We start from the raw sequence: 18,727 nt of genomic DNA, 5'->3' as shown, positions 1-18,727 counted from the left end.
CCTGGCATGCTTCCTATAATGAGGAAGCGGATGCCAGGGCCCCCGGCGGTGATGGAGGCCGCGGCGCCGCGCCAGGCGCGCCCGCAGGCCGGGCGCACGTCTTTTCATCTCCAGACCATTCGGGCGAGGCGATCAAAATGCAGACTAGCGAAGCGGTGCTGACGCAGGCGCGCGCAGCCTTGGCGCATGTGCCTTATCAGGGGCATGTACTCCATCCCACCATCCAGTTGCGGCTGTCGGACGGCGCGCTGATCCTGGAAGGCGAGGTAGCCGATATCGTCGACAAGACCCGCGCGGCCACCGCGCTGAGGCGCGTGGACGGCGTGACCAGCGTGATCGACCACCTGCGCGTGACAAACGGTGGCGTGCCAGTCGGCGACGGCGAACTGCGCGACGCGGTATGCGAGCGCCTGCTCAATGCCATCGATTTCCGCAACTGCAGGATCTGCGCACGCGTCAAGGGCCAGCACGAGACCGTGCGCGAGGCCGTGGGCGAACGCAGCGGCTGGATCGAGGTCGAGGCGCACGACGGCGTGGTGACGCTGTGGGGCCAGGTGATCAGCCTGTCGCACATGCGCCTGGCCGGCGTGCTGGCCTGGTGGTCGGGCGGCTGCCGCTGCGTGGTCAACGAACTGGTGGTGGCGCCCGCCGAAGCCGACCGCGACGATGAGATCACCGAGGCGCTGATGCTGGTGCTGGAGACCGATCCCTTCGTCGACGCCGGCCAGGTCAGCGTGCATACCGAGAACCGCGTCGTCACGCTGGAAGGCTGCGTCGCCAGCGAGAACACGCGCCGGCAGGTCGAGCGCGACGCGTGGTACGTGCAGGGCGTGGAGGACGTGGTCAACCGCATCTCGCTGCGCGCCTGATTAGCCCGGCATGCCGCGCCGGGCCGCCGCATCCTCCATGCGCCAGTAACGCCGCCGCGCCCGCAGCGCAAAGCGGGCGCGATAGTCCGACATCGACATTCCCGTGATGCGCTGGAACAGCCGCCGGAACGCGGCCGCGTCGCTGTAGCCGCAGGCTTCGGCGATGGCCTGCGTGCCGTGCAGCGTCACTTCCAGCAGCATGCGCGCGCGCTCCACGCGCAGTGTGTGCAGGTAATCCAGCGGCGTCATGCCGGTAACCTGCCGGAAATGCCGCAGCAGGGTCCGCTCGCTGACCGCAGCAGCCTGCGCCACCGCGGCCAGCTGGTAGGGCTCGGCCACATGTTCCTGCAGCCACTGGATGGCCCGGTACACCGGGCTGTCCGCCGTGCGGCTGAGCCAGCGCTGCGAGACCAGCGCCGGCACGCTGCGCTGGCGTTCGGGCTGGTACAGCATCAGCTGCGCGGCAGCCTGAGCCAGGTCGGGGTCGTGCAGATGCCCCAGCACGCGCAGCATGAATTCCACCTGCAGCGCGGGGGCCACGCAAGAGAACACTTGCCCGTGCACGCTCATGGCCTGGTCGCCGGCCAGGTCGGCGTGCGGGAACTGGTGCGTCATCCAGCTCTGGTACATCCACGGCGCCCCGGTACGGGCCTGGTCCAGCAGGCCGAGCTGCAGCGGCAACACCATCCCCGACGAGCAGGCGGCGAGCCACCCGCCCGCGGCCACATGGCGCTCGACCATGCGCAGCGCGGCGGTATCGCGGCGGACGATATCGCCGAGCTGGTGCGCATTGCTGGCCAGCAGTGCCGGGATCACCAGCAGCGAGCGGCTGCCCGTCGCGCGGATGCGGCGCGTGGAGGCTTCCAGGCCCGGCAGGTCCGTCGTTAGCATGCGCCCGTTGGCGCCGCACAGTTGCCAGCTCAGCGTCGGCGCGGCATCCGGGCGCTGCAGGCTGGCCACGCCGGCGACGGTACGCAGCACGTCGAGCGTGGTGAAGAGGGTGCCGGGTATCGCATGGGGCAGCCAGAGCAGGCGGACATGTAATGGACTTGCGGGCGCGGTGGGGATGTCGGAAACCAGCGGATTAGTGGGGGCGCGCATATCAGGGACAGTTCGGGCATGGTCCGACCCCCGCCCCAGTCGTGGCGGGATCGGCATTGTGATTGGCGATATTGATCCTCCCCATGCCCGCTGGCAAGGGCTAGCATCGTGCCGTTGTGCCGTGGACGCCGGCGTTGCCGCACGGCATGGCCCCAACAAGACGCCAACAAGATCCCAACAAGATCCCAATAAATCCAGACCGAGGAGATTCCATGCCGTTTTCCGTTCGACAAGTTGCTGTCGCCGCCGCCCTGTCACTTGCCGGCGCCGGCCAGCTGGCCGCTGCCGCCCAGCCCGATGCCGCGCTGCTGGCCGCCGCCCGCACCGCCCAGCCGGCGGTGGTGCAGTCGCTCAAGGAGATGGTGTCGATCGAATCCGGCAGCGCCAACGCGCAGGGCCTGGCCCAGATGGCCAGCTACACCGAGAAGCGGCTGCAGGCGCTGGGCGCCAAGGTGGAGCGCGTGCCGGTCGCCAGGGGACCGGGCACCATGGTCAAGGGCACGTTTATCGGCAACGGCAAGCGCCGCATCATGCTGATCGCCCACATGGACACGGTCTATCCGGAAAACACGCTGGCGACCCAGCCGATCCGCGAGGAAGGCAACCGGCTCTACGGCCCCGGCATTGCCGACGACAAGGGCGGCATTGCGGTCATCCTGCATTCGCTGGAGATCCTGAAGAACAAGGGCTGGAGCGACTACGCGCAGATCACCGTGCTGTTCAACCCGGACGAGGAAGTGGGCTCGGTCGGCTCCGGCGAGACCATTGCCGCGCTGGCCGCGCAGCATGACGTGGTGCTGTCCTGCGAGCCCACCGCCGCCAAGGACGTGGTCAAGGCCGAGTCGCTGCTGCTGGGCGCGTCCGGCACCGCCACCGCCACCATGCAGGTCACGGGCCGCGCCTCGCATGCCGGCGCCGCGCCCGAGCGCGGCCGCAATGCGCTGGTCGAGCTGGCCTACCAGCTGCAGCAGACCCGCGACGTCGCCACGCAGGTGCCTGGCTCGCAGCTGAACTGGACCCAGGCGCAGGCCGGCACCGTGCGCAACCAGATCCCGGAAAGCGCGGTGGCCTACGGCGACGTCCGCACCACCGCCAGCGGCGCCGCCGAGAAGCTGAAGGTCGCGCTGCAGGACAAGGTCAGGTCGGGCCAGCTGGTGCCCGATACCCAGACCACGGTGACCATGGAAGAGGGGCGCCCGCCGTTCGTGGCCGACGCCCGCGGGCGCGCGCTGGCCAGGCGCGCGCAGGAAATCTACGCCGAGCTGGACGGCCGCACGCTGGCGCTGGCAGAAGGCACCGGCGGTGCCACCGACGCCAGCTATGCCGCACGCTCGGGCAAGCCGGCGGTGGTGGAGAGCTTCGGCCTCGCGGGCTTCGGCTACCACGCGCGTGACGAGTACATCGAGCTGGATTCGATCGTGCCGCGGCTGTACCTGATGACGCGGATCCTGGAGGATATCGGGCGCAACTGAGAACCTCGTGCCGGTGTGCCGCGGATGGCACCCGGGCTGCTCCGAAGCGGCGCTTCGCATACGCTCCGGACACCTCTCCCCGCGCGCGTGAAGGCCACTGGCCCCGGCATCCTGCTACAGTGTCAACGCCGCCCCAATGGCGGCCATGACAAAGACATAGTGGGGAGACCGCAGCATGAACCGCAAAGGCCTGGTCGATGCCGCCTCGGCATTGGAAGACCTGGCGGCCGGCAATGTGCCGGCTGCCGCGCAAGTGGCGGCAGGCGCCGCCGCGCTGGAAAAGATCCATACCGATTACCCGGGCTGGCGCGATGTCGGCGATGCCCTGTTCGGCCTCAAGGCCCTCGCCAGCGGCTGCGGCATGGAGCTGGACGCCAACGGCCGCCAGCGCGCGGGCCGGCTGGCCGACGTCGTGCGCAGCCTGATCGACCAGATCTGACGCAGTGGACTAGAGCATCGACTCGATCGGCAGGATCGACAGGAACCAGATGCCAAGCCGGCGCCACCAGCTGGTGTTGGGCTCGGTGTCGTGGCGCACAACCTCGTCGCCGCGCCGCTCCAGCCAGTAGAGCTTGCCTTGCTCGTCGAGCTTGACCTGGTAGGCCGCTTGCGGCACCACCGTGGCAAAGGTCGATTCGATGCGGCCGGCCAGCGTCGGGCTGTCGATCACGAAGCCGAGCTCGGTATTGAGGTTGGCCGAGCGCGGGTCGAAATTGAACGAGCCCACGAACACGCGGCTGGCATCGACGGCAAAGGTCTTGGCATGGAGGCTGGAGCCGGAACTGCCGAACGGGCCGGCGGCGCGGTCCTCCTTCCTGGCCGGTGCCGCCGACCGCCGCAGTTCGTACAGGTCCACGCCGGCCTCCAGCAGCGCCTTGCGGCGCTTGGCATAGCCGGAATGGACGGCGGCGACGTCGGTGGCCTCTAGCGCGTTGGTCAGCACGCGCACGGCAACGCCCTTTTCGGCCAGCTGCGAGAAGTAGGCGGTGCCGGCGGTGGACGGGACGAAGTAGGGCGAGACCAGGTCCAGCTCGCGCTGCGGCTCGCCCAGGATCTCGCGCAGCTGGTGCGCGACCAGCGTGTCGCGCGATGCTTCGCCGAGGGCCTTGACCGGGTCGTCGCTGACGATGCGTGTCGCGGCCCACTCGAACTCCAGCGTGCCGTTGAGCATGTGCTGCACGTCGGGCACCTCGCGCAGCGCGGCCACGTAGGTGCCGGCGGCGGGGTTCTGCTCGACCGCGCGGGCGCTGCCGGCCAGCTCGTGCAGGCGCTCCACGCTGACCGGTGGCACCAGCCGGTCCACCGGGTAGGCCGAGGCGCTGGTCCAGTAGCGGTCGAAATCGTGCGCCACGTCTGCGGCGGCGGGGCCGATCGCAATCACGTCGAGGTCGGCGAACAGCACGCCGTCGGTAGCGCCGAAGTACTCGTCGCCGACGTTGCGTCCGCCGATGATCGTGGCGACGCCATCGGCGGTAAACGACTTGTTGTGCATGCGCCGGTTCAGGCGCCGGAAATCGGTCAGGAAATTGAGCGCCTTGGGCTGGCGCAGCACGAACGGGTTGAAGATCCGCACTTCGACCTGCGGATGCGCGTCCATGGCCGCCAGCAGCTCGTCCATGCCCGAAAGGCCGTTGTCATCGAGCAGCAGGCGCACGCGTACGCCGCGGTCGGCGGCCTCGTGCAGCGCCTCTAGCAGCAGGGTGCCGGTCAGGTCGTTACGCCAGATGTAGTACTGCACGTCGAGCGTGCGCTGCGCCGTGCGCGCCAGGTGTATGCGCGCGGCGAAGGCGGCGTGGGCGTTGTTCAGCGGGTGGATGCCGCTGAGTCCGGGATGGCCGGCCAGCGCGGCGGCTACCGCGCGGCCCAGCGGCGTGGCCGCTGCCTCGGCGGGCGTGATGGCGGTGGATTCGGTGCGGTGGTCCAGCGGCGGCAGCGCACAGCCGCCCATCAGGGTGGCGCAGCACAGCAGCAGCGAACTGGCGTGCTGGCGGCGGTGGGGCACGAACGCGGCGTCTGTGGGCAATGGCATGGCGGTGGTCGGCGCGTCCCGCTGGCGGTCCGCGCGTTGCGTCAATGTACGCCATGTTGCCATGCCGGCGTGCATGACGGCATCAGCTGCCTGCGAATGACGCAGCGGGTGAATGCGAATTTCGAGGGGGATTGAAGAGCGGCGAGGTTTGCCGCTGCACAGGGCTTGCGTCCCTCTCCCGCGAGCGGGAGAGGGACAACACCAGCAGGATCCGAAACGCTTGCGACTTAGGAAGCCGCCGCCACCACCCCGCAAGCAATGCGCCCGCCCGCATTGCCCGTCGGCTGCGTCTTGTAGTCGTCCGGATCCTTGTGCACGACCACCGCGCGCCCGATCACGCTGTTGGCGCCGGTGCCGACCGACAGCGCCGGCAGCAGCATGCCGACGCGCACGTTGCCGTTGGCGTCCGCGGTGACGTTGTTCATGTCGCCGGCATGGTGCTCACCCGAGGTCATCTGGCCGTGCGGCTTGCCGCCCGGGTTGAAATGGCCGCCCGCGCTCATCGCGTCGGGCGCCGAGCAGTCGCCCTTTTCATGGACGTGGAAGCCATGGACGGTATTGGGCGGCAGGCCGGTGATCGAGGCGGTCATCAAGACTCCGCCCTGCTGCTGCTGGAAAGTCACGGTGCCGCCGGTGTTGGTGCCACTCTTGGGCTGCAGCTGCGCGGTGGCACGGGCCCCGCTCGTGCTGGCCGAGGCCGCGGTGGCAGCGGTAGCACCGCTGGCGCTGGACGAGGCCGAGGAGCTCATGCCGGAGCCGCCGCAGCCGGCCAGGAACACCGTTGCGGCAACGCAGGCAGCCAGGGGGGTAAGCACTTGTTTCATCGGAATCCTCTTCTGGTCGTGATTTCGGATGAAACAGTATAGGTCGGCCAACGCGCTTGCGGCTTCCGGTTTTGTCCTACTAGGCACGTTCCGGATGCGCCTGCGCTTGCTGCCTGCACTTGCCGGTCGCGCCAGGAGGGAAGTCAGGCCGCTACCGCGAGGCGCTGCTGTGCCGCACCAAAATGCGGGTGGCGCGAGAACTGGTCCGCCGCCCAGTTGACGAACACCCGCACCTTGGCCGACAGGTGCCGGTTCTGCGGATACATCGCCGAGATCGGCAGCTCGTCGGTCTGCCAGTCGGCCATGATCTCGACCAGCCGGCCGCTGGCCACGTAAGGCTCGGCCATGGCGCGCGAGATGCGGGCGATGCCGTGGCCTTCGAGTGTGCAGCCCACATAGACTTCGGGGTCGTTGGTCGAGATCGCCGAGGGCAGCAGTACCTCGCCGCGCTCCGTGCCGCGCGCCATCGGCCACGGCATCTCGCGCCCGGTGCGGTTGGACAGGTAGTTCACCGCCTTGTGCTGCGCCAGCTCGGCAAGGTCGCTCGGCGTGCCGGCGCGGTTCAGGTAGATCGGCGAGGCGTAGAACGCCAGCTTTACGTGGCCGATGCGGCGGGCCACCATCGATTCGTCCAGCGGAATCCCCACGCGCAACACCACGTCGACGCCTTCCTGCAGCAGGTCGATGGGCTTGCCGTTGATGGTCAGCTCGAGCTTCAGGTCGGGGTAGGCCTGCAGGAAGTCATTCAGGGCAGGCACCAGGACCATGTTGGCCAGCGGCGCGGTGGTGTCGACCGACAATGTGCCGCGCGGCGAATTGTTCTGCCGCGTCAGCGACTGTTCGGCTTCTTCCACGTCCGCGAGGATGCGCACGCAGCGTTCGTAATAGGCCGCGCCGTCGTTGGTCACGCTGATGCGGCGCGTGGTCCGGTGCAGCAGCTTGACGCCGAGGTGCGTCTCCAGGTTCTGGATCAGGCGGGTCAGCGTGGCCTTGGGCAGGTCCAGCGATTCGGCGGCGCGCGCAAAGCTGCCGACGTCCACGACCCGTGTGAATGCCTGCATTGATACGAGACGGTCCATGATGAGGTTCCGACGATAGATCCGAACGGCGTACCGCGCGCGCTCGTGACGCGCACGGCGTGGTTTGTTGTTGTGATTGGGGAAGTGCTGCCGGCTGGCTGGCGCCGGGGTGCGCGGGGGCGCTGGTCCGGCGTGGGTTTGTCAGGGCGTGCAGCGCCCGCAATGAATGAAAAGCAAGGTTGCGGATCGCCATGCGTGCCGAGAACCGGAGTGAATCACATTTCCGATGACCTTGTCACGCGTGGGGTTTCGGTTCCGTGCTTCCGTTGCACTGCGCCCGATTATTCCAATCCGGGAACAGTGCATTGGCGATCTCTCGCTTTATCCCATCCTCGTCAATCACCATAATCCGTTGCATCGCAACACTCAAGCGCATTGTTTTCCCCGTGCGCCGGACGCCATGCCAAACAAGCCAGGCCAACGCCAGAATGCCGCTTTCGCCGCCACCGGCCAGGGCGAGCCGCGCGTGGCCGAGCACACGGTAACGAGCGACGGCCGCGAGATCGCGGTGTGCGTGTGCTACCCGCCGGGCTATCCCGCGCCGGGCGCCGAGGCGGCCACGTGGTTGCCCTGGCTGGTGTACCTGCATGCCGGCGGCTTTGTCGATGGCGGCGTGGAGCGGGCGCGCAAGCTGGTGCAGGACCTGGCCCGCGCGGTGCCGGCCGTGGTGGTGACGCCGGCCTATTCGCTGGCGCCCGAAAACCCCTTCCCGGCGGCGCCCGAAGACGCGCACAGCACGGTGCAGTGGGTGCTGCGCAATGCCCGGCGCCTGAAGCTGGACAAGACCCGCTTCGCGCTGGTGGGCGAGGAAGCCGGCGGCAACCTGGCGATCGCGCTGGCGCAGATGCTGCGCGACCGCGGCACTGCGCAGCCACGCGGCCAGTGGCTGATCCGGCCGGTGACCGACCCATGCCTGCAGCACGCGTCGTGCGCGGGCTTCGGCAGCGGCCAGGTGCTGATGGAAACGTTGCGGCGCATGGCCTGCAACTATCGCGATTACTTGCCGACGCCGGCGGACAGCGTGCATCCCTATGCCGCGCCGGCCATGGCTTCGCGCCTGACCGGGCTGCCGCCCACGCTGGTCCAGGTCGCGGAACAGGATGCGCTGCGTGCCGAAGGCGAAGCCTTCGCGCAGCGGCTGGGCAAGGCCGGTGTGCCGGCCCAGGCCATGATCATGCCCGGCGCCTGTGGCGACGGCGTGGAAGAGGCCCATGACGCGTGTCAGGCATGGGTCGACGAAGGTGCGCGGTTCCTGCAGCGATGTCTGGCTGCGGCCGACGATACCTCACCCCTGACCGAACGCCAGGCTGGCGCAAGCGCCAGCCGGCCTGGAGCCAAGCCCGCCGGCTGAGCCGCTCCAGCCAATCGCCAGCCGGCTCTGTATCGGCCAGAGCCAGGTCCGCCGGTTTGCATGGGCGGCCCTAAGTCCGACTATCCAATCTGACCAGATTCCGGTCCGCCCCCGCGGACCGGCAGGCGGCGTTCGGCCATTTGCTTTTCCGGTTGAAGAAAACCCGAACAGGAGTTTGAGAAATGCAGCAGCAGAAGCGACGTACCCTGATTGCCCTTGCCATCGTCGTGGTGCTCGGTGCCGGCGTGGCCGGCTCGGTCCTGCGCCCGTGGCACAGCGGCGAGGCCCATGCCAACACCCCGCCGCCGGCCCCGTCGATCGAAGTGGCCGCCGCGGTGGGCCAGACCATCACCGAGTGGGATGAGTTTTCCGGGCGCCTGGAGGCGGTCGACCGCGTGGAGATCCGGCCGCGCGTGGGTGGCACCATCGATGCCGTCCATTTCCGCGAGGGCGCGCTGGTGAAGAAGGGCGATCCGCTCTTCACCATCGACCCGCGCCCCTACGCAGCGGAAGTGGCACGCGCCGAGGCCGCGCTGGCCGCCGCGCAGGTTCGCGCCGCGCACGCCAAGAGCGAAGGCGAACGCGCACAGCGGTTGCTGGACGACAACGCCATCTCGCGGCGCGAGTTCGACGAGCGCATCCACGCCGCGCGCGAAACCAGCGCCAACGTGCGCGCCGCGCAAGCGCAGCTGGAAACCGCGCGCCTGAACCTGGCCTACACCCGCATCACCGCGCCGGTGTCTGGCCGCGTATCGCGCGCCGAAATCACGGTGGGCAACCTGGTGGCGCCGGGCGTGGCGACGCCGCCGCTGACCACGGTAGTGTCGGTGTCGCCGATCTACGCGAGCTTTGAGATCGACGAGCAGAGCTACCTGCGCTACACCGCTCCCGGCGCCGGCGGCGGGCAGGCCAACCTGCCGGTCTACCTCGGCCTGGCCAACGAAGACGGCCATCCGCACCAGGGCAAGATCCAGTCGGTCGACAACCGGCTCGATACGCGCAGCGGCACCATCCGCGTGCGCGCCGTGTTCGACAACGACGACGGCCGCCTGCTGCCGGGCCTGTACGCCAAGGTCAAGATGGGCGGCGGCGCGCCGCATGCGGCGGTGCTGGTCAACGACCGCGCTGTCGGCACCGACCAGGGCAAGAAGTTCGTGCTGGTGGTCGACAAGACCAGCAAGCTGGTCTACCGCGAAGTCGAGCTCGGGCCCAACTACGAGGGCCTGCGCGTGATCCGCAAGGGGCTGAAGCCGGGCGAGAGCATCGTCGTCAACGGGCTGCAGCGCGTGCGCCCCGGCGACACGGTGCAGCCCAAGACGGTGGCGATGGCCTACCGCAGCGAGCTGGAGCCGCGCCAGGCAGCGCCTGACCGCAAGCAGGCCGCCAGCGGCAAGGGCGACGGCAACGAAGGCAAACCGGTGAGCTGATCCGCCTACCGACAGCAGAAAACCCCTGGCGCTCCCCTTCATTTGTGGATGGCGCCCGCCACGGCGGGCCGCCAGGGGGCGCGCTACGCCAACGCAGGCCAACGCAGGCAGAGACCAAGATGAATCTCTCTAAATTCTTTATCGACCGCCCCATCTTCGCGGGGGTGCTGTCGGTGCTGATCTTCCTGATTGGCGCCATCTCGATGTTCAAGTTGCCGATCTCGGAGTACCCGGAAGTCGTGCCGCCGTCGGTGGTGGTACGGGCCCAGTTCCCCGGCGCCAACCCGAAGGTGATCGCCGAGACGGTGGCCACGCCGCTTGAGGAACAGATCAACGGCGTCGAGGACATGCTCTACATGAACTCGCAGGCTAACAGTGACGGCACGCTGACGCTGACCGTGACCTTCAAGCTGGGTACCGACCCGGACAAGGCCCAGCAGCTGGTGCAGAACCGCGTCTCGCAGGCCGAGCCGCGCCTGCCCGAGGACGTGCGCCGGCTGGGCATCACCACCGTCAAGAGCTCGCCGGACCTGACCATGGTGGTGCACCTGGTCTCGCCGAACGACCGCTATGACATGACGTACCTGCGCAACTACGCGCTGATCAACGTGAAGGACCGCCTCGCGCGGATCCAGGGCGTGGGCCAGGTGCAGATGTTCGGCTCGGGTGACTACTCGATGCGCGTCTGGGTGAACCCGGAGAAGATCGCCGAGCGCGGCCTTGCCGCGTCCGACGTGGTGCGCGCGATCCGCGAGCAGAACGTGCAGGTGGCGGCCGGTGTGATCGGCCAGTCGCCGTCGCTGCCGGGCACCGACCTGCAGCTGTCGGTGAATGCGCAGGGCCGTCTGCAGACCGTGGAGGAGTTTGGCGACATCATCGTCAAGACCTCGCCCGACGGCGTGGTCACGTACCTGAAGGATATCGCCCGCATCGAACTGGGCGCGTCGGAGTACGCACTGCGCTCGCTGCTGGACAACAAGTCCGCCGTGGCGCTGCCGATCTTCCAGTCGCCGGGTTCGAACGCCATCCAGATCTCGGATGACGTGCGCAAGACCATGGCCGAGCTGAAGCAGAACATGCCGGAAGGCGTGGACTACAGCATCGTCTATGACCCGACGCAGTTCGTGCGCCACAGCATCGAGGCCGTGGTCCACACGCTGTTCGAGGCCATAGCGCTGGTGGTGCTGGTGGTGATCCTGTTCCTGCAGACGTGGCGCGCATCGATCATCCCGCTGCTGGCGGTGCCGGTGTCGATCGTCGGTACATTCGGCCTGATGTATGCATTCGGCTTCTCGATCAACGCGCTGAGCCTGTTCGGCCTGGTGCTGGCGATCGGTATCGTGGTGGACGATGCGATCGTGGTGGTGGAAAACGTCGAGCGGAACATCGAGGAAGGGCTGTCCCCGAAGGAGGCCACGTACAAGGCCATGCGCGAAGTGAGCGGCCCCATCATCGCCATCGCGCTGACGCTGATCGCCGTGTTCGTGCCGCTGGCCTTCATGACGGGCCTGACCGGCCAGTTCTACAAGCAGTTCGCGCTGACGATCTCGATCTCGACCATCATCTCGGCCTTCAACTCGCTGACGCTGTCGCCGGCCCTGTCCGCGTTGCTGCTTAAGCGCCACGATGCGCCCAAGGACTGGCTGACGCGTGGCATGGATCGTGTATTTGGCAAGTTCTTCGTGCGCTTCAACCGCTTCTTCGGCCGCAGCTCGGATAGCTATGGCCGTGGCGTGAAGGGTGTGATCCGACGCAAGGGCTCGGTGTTCGGCGTCTACGCCGTGATGCTGGTGGCCACGTGGGGCGTGTTCCAGCTGGTGCCCAAGGGTTTCGTGCCGGCGCAGGACAAGCAGTACCTGGTGAGCTTTGCCAAGCTGCCTGATGGCGCCACGCTGGACCGCACAGAGGACGTGATCCGCCGTATGTCGGAGATCGCACTCAAGCATCCGGGCGTGGAGTCCGCCGTGGCTTTCCCGGGCCTGTCGATCAACGGCTTCACCAACAGCCCGAGCGCCGGCATCGTGTTCGTCACGCTCGATCCGTTCGACAAGCGCAAGAGCGATGAGCTGTCCGGCAATGCGATTGCCGCGGACCTGAACAAGCAGTATGGCTCGATCCAGGATGCCTTCATCGCCGTGTTCCCGCCCCCGCCGGTGCAGGGCCTGGGTACGATCGGCGGGTTCAAGATGATGATCGAGGATCGCGCCGCGCTGGGCTATGACGCGCTGTTCGACGCCACCAACGCATTCATGACCAAGGCGCGCGCCACGCCGGAGCTCGCCGGCATCTTCAGCAACTACCAGGTGAACGTGCCGCAGCTGGACGTGCAGCTCGACCGCACCAAGGCCAAGCAGCTGGGCGTGCCGGTGACCGATGTGTTCGAGACGCTGCAGACCTATCTGGGCTCGTCGTACGTGAACGACTTCAACAAGTTCGGTCGTACGTACCAGGTCAAGGTGCAGGCCGACGCCCAGTTCCGCCAGCATGCCGAGGACATCCTGCAGCTGAAGGCGCGCAGCGCCAGCGGGGAAATGGTGCCGCTGTCGTCGCTGGTAAAGGTCAAGCAGAGCTTTGGTCCGGACAGCGTGATCCGCTACAACGCCTTCACGGCCGCGGACATGAACGGTGGGCCGGCGCCAGGGATCTCGTCGGGCCAGGCACAGGCCGCCGCCGAGCGCATTGCCGCCGAAACGCTGCCCAAGGGCATCGGCTTCGAATGGACCGAGCTGACGTACCAGGACATCCTGGCCGGCAACGCGGGGGTGTGGATCTTCCCGCTGTGCGTGCTGCTGGTGTTCCTGGTGCTGGCTGCGCAGTATGAAAGCCTGACGCTGCCGCTGGCGGTGATCCTGATCGTGCCGATGAGCCTGCTGGCGGCGATGACCGGGGTGTGGCTGACGCAAGGCGACAACAACATCTTCACGCAGATCGGTTTCATCGTGCTGGTGGGGCTATCCGCGAAGAACGCGATCCTGATCGTGGAGTTTGCGCGCGAGCTTGAACATCACGGCCGCACGGTGGTGCAGGCCGCGATCGAAGCCAGCCGCCTGCGCCTGCGCCCGATCCTGATGACGTCGTTCGCGTTCATCATGGGCGTGGTGCCGCTGGTGTTGTCCAGCGGTGCCGGCTCGGAGATGCGCCATGCGATGGGCGTGGCGGTGTTCGCGGGCATGCTCGGCGTGACGTTCTTCGGGCTGTTCCTGACGCCGGTGTTCTACGTGGCGCTGCGCTTGCTGGCCACCCGGGGCCAGCGCCGCGCGCAGACGGCGCAAGTCGGACACGAGGCTGTGGCATCGGCTGAATAACGCATGTTTGCTCCCCTCGCCCTCTGGGTCCCTCTGGGAGAGGGGAGCTACCTCGGCGGCATTGATTCCGCCGAAGCACAGAACAGTCAAGGAATGCACAAATGATTGCCCAGATGACAAGGCAGTTCCCCCGCATCGCTACGCTGGCCGCCGCGCTGATCCTGGCCGGCTGCTCGCTGGCCCCGACCTACAAGGTGCCGGAAACCGCCACGGTGCCGGCCTACAAGGAAGCCGAGGCCGCGCAGGCCGAAGGCGCGCCATGGAAGACCGCGACGCCCGCCGAAGGCCAGCATCGCGGCGAATGGTGGAAGATCTTCGGCGACGGCGAACTGGACCGGTTAATGGTTGCCTCCGGCGAATCCAACCAGGATCTCGCCATCGCCGCGGCCCGTCTGAAGCAGGCGCGCGCCTTCACCGGCGCGACCGAGGCGGATCTCTACCCGCAGCTCAGCGTGGGCTTCGATCCGACCCGCTCGCAGCCCTCGGCCGCGTCGCAAGGCCTGCCCGACGGCACGCGGGTCTCGCCGCAGACCGTGCTGAAGGCACGCGCCTTCGCCAGCTATGAGCTGGACCTGTTCGGCCGCGTCGCGTCCAGCGTCAATGCCGCGCGCGCCGAAGGCGAGGCCGCCGAGGACCTGTACCGCTCGGTGCAGCTCGCGTTGCAGGCCGACGTGGCGCAGGCGTATTTCGCGCTGCGCACGCTGGACAGCGAGCGCGACCTGCTGAATGCGACCATCCGGCTGCGTGAAGACGCGCTGAAGCTGCTGAAAAAGCGCTATGACGCTGGCGAGACGACCGACCTGGATCCGGCCCGCGCCGAGGCCGAGCTCGGCACCGCGCGCGCCGACCTGGCCGGCATCGAGCGCCGCCGCGCCAACCAGGAGCATGCGCTGGCGGTGCTGACCGGCGTGCCGCCCGCGGCGTTCTCGCTGCCGGCGCGGCCGTTCGATGCCGCGCCGATCGCGATCCCGGCCGGGCTGCCGTCCGAGCTGCTGGAGCGGCGCCCGGACATCGCTGCGGCTGAGCGCCAGATGGCTGCCGCCAACGCCCGCATCGGCGTGGCCAAGGCGGCGTTCTTCCCGCGCATCACGCTGACCGGGCTGTTCGGCTTTGAATCGGCCGACCTGTCGAACCTGTTCAAATGGTCGTCGCGTACGTGGATGCTGGGGCCGCTGATCGGCTCGACCATCGCGCAGACGGTGTTCGACGGTGGCCGCAACAGTTCCAACCTGGCCGGCGCGCGGGCCGCGCATGAGGAGAGCGTGGCCGCATACCGGCAGACCGTGCTGGTGGCCTTCCGCGAAGTCGAGGACAGCCTGGCCGACGTGCGCTGGCTGAGCCAGCAGGCGGGCGCGCTGGACGGCGCGCTGGGCGGCGCGCGCCGCGCGGCGCGGATCTCGCGCAGTCGCTACGATGCCGGCGCGGTTGACTACCTTACCGTGATCGACGCCGACCGCACCGTGCTGCAATCGCAGCGCGAGGCCAATGCCGTGGCCGGCTTGCGCGCTGCCGCAACGGTATCGCTGATCCGCCGGCTGGGTGGCGGCTGGGGTCCGTTGCCGGAGACGGTGGCGGCCACGCAGCCTGCGACGGCCACGGTGCCCGCGCAATGACGCGCTGCAGCGCCGCGCCATGACGCGCTGCAACCGCGCGCCATCAGCGCGGCGATGCTGGCGCGATGCCCCGGAATCACTACACTGGAAGCATCGCGCCACGCATCCCGGGCGCCCCCGGGCAGATTTGCGGGCGCCTGGGTTGCGTCGTCATGCTTCGCTTCAGGAAACCGGTCTGGGGATTGATCTTTGCCGCGCTTACGGTGGCGCTGCTGCTGGTGCCATTGCCGTGGGCGGACCGCACCAGCATCCATGACGAAGTAGTGATCGCCCGGACGCCGGCCGAGGTGTTCGACTACATTGCCACGCCGCAGCACTGGCCGGCTTGGTATCCCGCCTCGGGCGCGGTGGCAGGGGCGACGGACCATCCGCTGGGGCCTGGCGAGCGCGTGGCCGAGAGCTTCGTGGCAGGCGAGCGCAGCGCCGTGGTCATCTGGACCGTCACCATCAGCCAGCGGCCGCGCCTCTGGGCGATCGCCGGCGACGTGCCGGGCGGGCGCCGGGCCGGCACCATCACCTACAAGCTTACGCCGGCCATGACGCCGTCGCTGACACCGTCGGCGGAAAGCACGCGTTTCGAACGGGAATTCAGCTACCAGTCGCCCACGCTGCTCTTTGCGCTGATCAATCGCCTGATGCTGCGCTCGCGCCTGCAGTCAGAGTCCGGCGAGGCGCTCAGGCGCCTGAAGGCGAGGCTGGAAGCACCGCAGGCGCCATAGCCTTGCACGGCGGGTCGATCGGCACTAAGTTGGAAACAGCCGCCAGTGCGGCTGCAGGAGGTTTGCCATCACCATGACGCCCCATACCCTTGGCCTCGATCCCGCAGCATGGATGTGGCGGCTGGCATTGGGCGCCACGCTGGCGCTGGCGTTGCAGTTCGGCGCCGGGCCATCGCGCGCCCAGCCACATGAGTCGGGCTCGATCACGATCGGCGGATCGGCGCAAGTGCAGGGGCCGGTTCGGGTCCATGGCACGCTCACCGTCGCCGGCCATGTCTTTGCCAGCGGTCCGTTGACCGCGGCGTATTTCACCGGCCCGGTCAGCGCCCGCGCCGTGCCATATCGCGGCGGCTACCTGAAGGTATTCAATGGACCGTTGACGGTGCATGGCGACATGGTGGTCAAGGGCGACCTGACCGTTGCCGGGCCGCTGACCGTCGATGGCCCGCTTGCCGCCAGCGGCGGCATCGATGCCGACGGACCGATGCGCGAGCGCGACTACGGCCGCTGAGCCGAGCCCGGCTGCGCGGCGTTTCCCTGTTGCACAATACCGGCTTTGCAGTCGCTGCAATCCGGACGGGGAACACGCATGGCAAAGCAGGGCGAGGGCGCACTGGGCCTGAAGGGCATCGCAATGTTCGAGGCGGCCAAGGGCGTGCTGGTGATCGTCGCCGGCCTGGGGCTGGCCGCGCTGCTGCACCGCGATGCGCAGGCGCTGGCCGAAGCCATCATCCAGCGCCTGCACGTCAATCCCGCCAGCCGCTATCCCACCATCTTCCTGTCGCTGCTCGCGCATCCTGACAACGCGCGCCTGTGGGCGATCGGCGGGTCGGCGGCGGTCTATGCGCTGATGCGCTTTGCCGAAGCCTACGGGCTTTGGCGCGGGCTCGCGTGGGGCAACTGGATCGGCGTCTGGTCCGGCGGCATCTATATCCCGCTGGAGCTGTACGAGGCCTTGGTCCATCCGAGCTGGCTGCATGGCGGGCTGGCGGCGGCCAACCTGCTGGTGGTGCTATACCTTGCGCGGGGATTGCTGTTGCGGCGCGTGTCCGCCGGCTAGGGCGATCCGGCGGTCAGTGCGAGATCGATCAGCAGCGGGTCGTGGTCGGAAGACCGGTAGGCATCGGGGGCGTAGTAGGCAGGCACCGAAGGCGCCCCCGGGCCCGGCGCATACGAGAACGCAGCCGGCTCGTCGGCATTGATATGCCAGGCCTGCACGGCAATGACGTGCCTTGCGGCCGCGGCATCGGCCAGCACATGGTCAAGATATCCGGCCTGCCCGTTATAGACGTAGCTGTAGGCTTGCGGCCCCGCCAGCTTTGCCACCATGTCCGCGTAGCCGCGCCGTGCCAGCAATCGTACCGGATCTTCCATCGCATAGCTGTTCAGGTCGCCAATCACCAGCACGCCCGCGCCAGCCGCGCCGGTCGGCACCGTGGCAAGCCAGTCGGCCAGGGCGCCGGCGGCCTGTACGCGTGACGGGTTCCAGCATCCTTGCCCATCGCCCCGGTCGGCTTGTGCGCCACCGGCTTCCACGCAGTTCTTTGACTTGAGGTGGTTGACCACGAGCGTCACAGGCGCGCCGCCGGCCTTTGCCCGGAAGCTGGCGGCGAGTGGCTGCCGGCTGCGGGCGCCCAGCCACGTGGTGGCGGCACGGCCGACGATCTCCGCGGCGCGGGCGTTGTACAGCAGGCCCACCGCGATCGCATCGCCGCCGAGCGCGGGCGTTCCGGGATCGACGACGCGCCAGTCGGGCCCAAGCCGCGTCGCCAGTTGCCGCACCGCGCTGTCCGGGCCAAAGCCGTTGTTCTGCAGTTCCATCAGGCCGATCACGTCGGCATCCAGCGCGCGCAGTGCGGCGACCAGCTTGGCCTCCTGCCGGGCCAGCGCCGCGGCGCTCCGCGCACCGCGGTTGTCGGCCGCAGCGAGACCACCAGTGCCGTTGAAGTAGTTCTGCAGATTGAATGCCGCCACCCGCAGCGTTGCCGCGGGATGGCGCGCCGGCGCAACCGGGCGCGGATTGGCGGATTGGAACGCCGGTGCCTGCGCGCCGCGCACCGGCTGCAGGCGCCACTGACCGTGGCGCTTCTCCAGCACGCCAATGACGCCGCTGACGGTATCGCCCGCACGCAGCGGACGGGTGGCGGCAAGCTGCGGCGGCGGGTAGGGCACTACCTCGGGATACTGGCGCGTCGAGCCGTCATCGAGCAGCAGCCGGTTGCGCGAATTGGCGGCCGCGATCTGCGCTGCCGCCGCGCCAGGCAAGGCAGCTTGCGTCGGCGCGAGCGGCCGCCCGAAGCTCAGCGCAAGGGTGCCGTAGCGCGCCAGTTCATGGGTGTCGCTGACCGTCAGCGTCTGCGGCAGCCTGACCAGCATGCCAGCCCGGGCACGCAGGTCGGCATCGCCACGGACGGGCAGCGTCAGCGAGGCCGGCGTGACCGGGATGCCGCTGGCGCAGACCGTCGGCGCCTCTGACAGGGTCAGTTGCGTTTGTCCGAATTTGTCCTCGACCGTTCCGGACAGGCGCACGAGGTCGCCTGCGCGCGCCACGGCTCGCGGCGCGTAGACGAACAAGCCTTCGGAAATGCCCGGCCGGTGCTGGCGACTGGCGTCAGCCTGCTGCACAAAGAAACCGCGCAGGCCGCGCTCGCCGCTGAAATCCGCGGTGACGACCGCTTCAATTTCGACCATGCGCCCGGACAATGCACCGCCATCCTGGACCTGGGTAATGGCTGTCGCCGGCGCGCCACATGGCTGCACGGCGCCGAACGCCGGCGCGGCACCCGGTAGGCTAATCAGGACGGCGAGGGCACGGACGCAAAGGTTTCCGGTCAAGGGGCGCAAGCGTGTCGGCATGGCGGCTCTGGCAACGAAGTGGCAAGGTCCACGATGCTAGCCGAGCCGTGTAACGGAATGCTTTCCGCGGCATCTGGCGCCG

General features: G+C 68.4%; 15 protein-coding genes. 10 read left to right on the top strand and 5 right to left on the bottom strand.

The window, feature by feature from the left end; translation table 11 throughout:
- Positions 1-137 precede the first annotated feature (137 nt).
- Entirely contained in the window at positions 138-869 is a 732-nt protein-coding gene (locus tag LPA45_RS21530) for a BON domain-containing protein (protein ID WP_116321197.1), read from the top strand.
- On the opposite strand, the gene LPA45_RS21525 is transcribed toward LPA45_RS21530, so the two are convergent.
- A complete protein-coding gene (locus LPA45_RS21525; protein ID WP_317919738.1) occupies positions 870-1,970 on the bottom strand; it encodes a GlxA family transcriptional regulator in 1,101 nt (366 codons plus the stop codon).
- Between the two features lie 212 nt (positions 1,971-2,182).
- On the opposite strand from LPA45_RS21525, the gene LPA45_RS21520 reads away from it, so the two are divergent.
- Both LPA45_RS21520 and LPA45_RS21515 read left to right on the top strand, forming a co-directional pair.
- On the top strand, positions 2,183-3,442 hold the full coding sequence (locus LPA45_RS21520; protein ID WP_317919740.1) for a M20/M25/M40 family metallo-hydrolase: 1,260 nt from the start codon (positions 2,183-2,185) through the stop codon (positions 3,440-3,442).
- Between the two features lie 175 nt (positions 3,443-3,617).
- Complete coding sequence (locus LPA45_RS21515; protein WP_116321194.1) at positions 3,618-3,881, top strand: hypothetical protein; 264 nt, start codon at positions 3,618-3,620, stop codon at positions 3,879-3,881.
- Between the two features lie 9 nt (positions 3,882-3,890).
- On the opposite strand, the gene LPA45_RS21510 is transcribed toward LPA45_RS21515, so the two are convergent.
- The 3 genes from LPA45_RS21510 to LPA45_RS21500 all read right to left on the bottom strand — a co-directional run bounded on the left by LPA45_RS21510 (position 3,891) and on the right by LPA45_RS21500 (position 7,374).
- The gene (locus LPA45_RS21510) at positions 3,891-5,471 is read right to left on the bottom strand and encodes a phospholipase D family protein (protein ID WP_116321227.1); all 1,581 of its coding nucleotides are present in this window, start codon (positions 5,469-5,471) and stop codon (positions 3,891-3,893) included.
- A 227-nt stretch (positions 5,472-5,698) separates the two neighbouring features.
- Positions 5,699-6,295 carry a superoxide dismutase family protein gene (locus LPA45_RS21505; protein WP_116321193.1) on the bottom strand — a complete coding sequence of 199 codons (597 nt, stop codon included), beginning with the start codon at positions 6,293-6,295 and terminating at the stop codon, positions 5,699-5,701.
- 143 nt (positions 6,296-6,438) lie between these two features.
- Positions 6,439-7,374: a LysR family transcriptional regulator gene (locus tag LPA45_RS21500; protein ID WP_116321192.1), complete on the bottom strand. Its 936-nt coding sequence runs from the start codon at positions 7,372-7,374 to the stop codon at positions 6,439-6,441.
- Positions 7,375-7,774: 400 nt separating this feature from the next.
- On the opposite strand from LPA45_RS21500, the gene LPA45_RS21495 reads away from it, so the two are divergent.
- The 7 genes from LPA45_RS21495 to LPA45_RS21465 all read left to right on the top strand — a co-directional run bounded on the left by LPA45_RS21495 (position 7,775) and on the right by LPA45_RS21465 (position 16,849).
- The gene (locus LPA45_RS21495; protein WP_317919745.1) at positions 7,775-8,725 is read left to right on the top strand and encodes an alpha/beta hydrolase; all 951 of its coding nucleotides are present in this window, start codon (positions 7,775-7,777) and stop codon (positions 8,723-8,725) included.
- Positions 8,726-8,907: 182 nt separating this feature from the next.
- The gene (locus tag LPA45_RS21490) at positions 8,908-10,152 is read left to right on the top strand and encodes an efflux RND transporter periplasmic adaptor subunit (protein ID WP_116321190.1); all 1,245 of its coding nucleotides are present in this window, start codon (positions 8,908-8,910) and stop codon (positions 10,150-10,152) included.
- A 119-nt stretch (positions 10,153-10,271) separates the two neighbouring features.
- Positions 10,272-13,457, top strand: a complete 3,186-nt coding sequence (locus tag LPA45_RS21485; protein WP_116321189.1) for an efflux RND transporter permease subunit — start codon at positions 10,272-10,274, stop codon at positions 13,455-13,457.
- Positions 13,458-13,558: 101 nt separating this feature from the next.
- Positions 13,559-15,070, top strand: coding sequence for an efflux transporter outer membrane subunit (locus tag LPA45_RS21480; protein ID WP_317919749.1), 1,512 nt, complete (start codon positions 13,559-13,561; stop codon positions 15,068-15,070).
- Between the two features lie 152 nt (positions 15,071-15,222).
- The gene (locus LPA45_RS21475; RefSeq protein WP_116321187.1) at positions 15,223-15,789 is read left to right on the top strand and encodes an SRPBCC family protein; all 567 of its coding nucleotides are present in this window, start codon (positions 15,223-15,225) and stop codon (positions 15,787-15,789) included.
- A gap of 73 nt (positions 15,790-15,862) precedes the next feature.
- Positions 15,863-16,300: a polymer-forming cytoskeletal protein gene (locus LPA45_RS21470; RefSeq protein ID WP_116321186.1), complete on the top strand. Its 438-nt coding sequence runs from the start codon at positions 15,863-15,865 to the stop codon at positions 16,298-16,300.
- 78 nt (positions 16,301-16,378) lie between these two features.
- The gene (locus LPA45_RS21465; protein WP_317919752.1) at positions 16,379-16,849 is read left to right on the top strand and encodes a DUF2127 domain-containing protein; all 471 of its coding nucleotides are present in this window, start codon (positions 16,379-16,381) and stop codon (positions 16,847-16,849) included.
- On the opposite strand, the gene LPA45_RS21460 is transcribed toward LPA45_RS21465, so the two are convergent.
- Positions 16,846-18,645, bottom strand: coding sequence for an ExeM/NucH family extracellular endonuclease (locus LPA45_RS21460; protein ID WP_376790675.1), 1,800 nt, complete (start codon positions 18,643-18,645; stop codon positions 16,846-16,848). The genes LPA45_RS21465 and LPA45_RS21460 overlap by 4 nt on opposite strands.
- Positions 18,646-18,727: the final 82 nt, after the last annotated feature.

The sequence above is a fragment of the Cupriavidus sp. Agwp_2 genome (assembly GCF_040784895.1).
Lineage (GTDB): Bacteria > Pseudomonadota > Gammaproteobacteria > Burkholderiales > Burkholderiaceae > Cupriavidus.
Note: the sequence above shows the minus strand (reverse complement) of the source record. Positions and strands in the feature narration are given on the sequence as shown.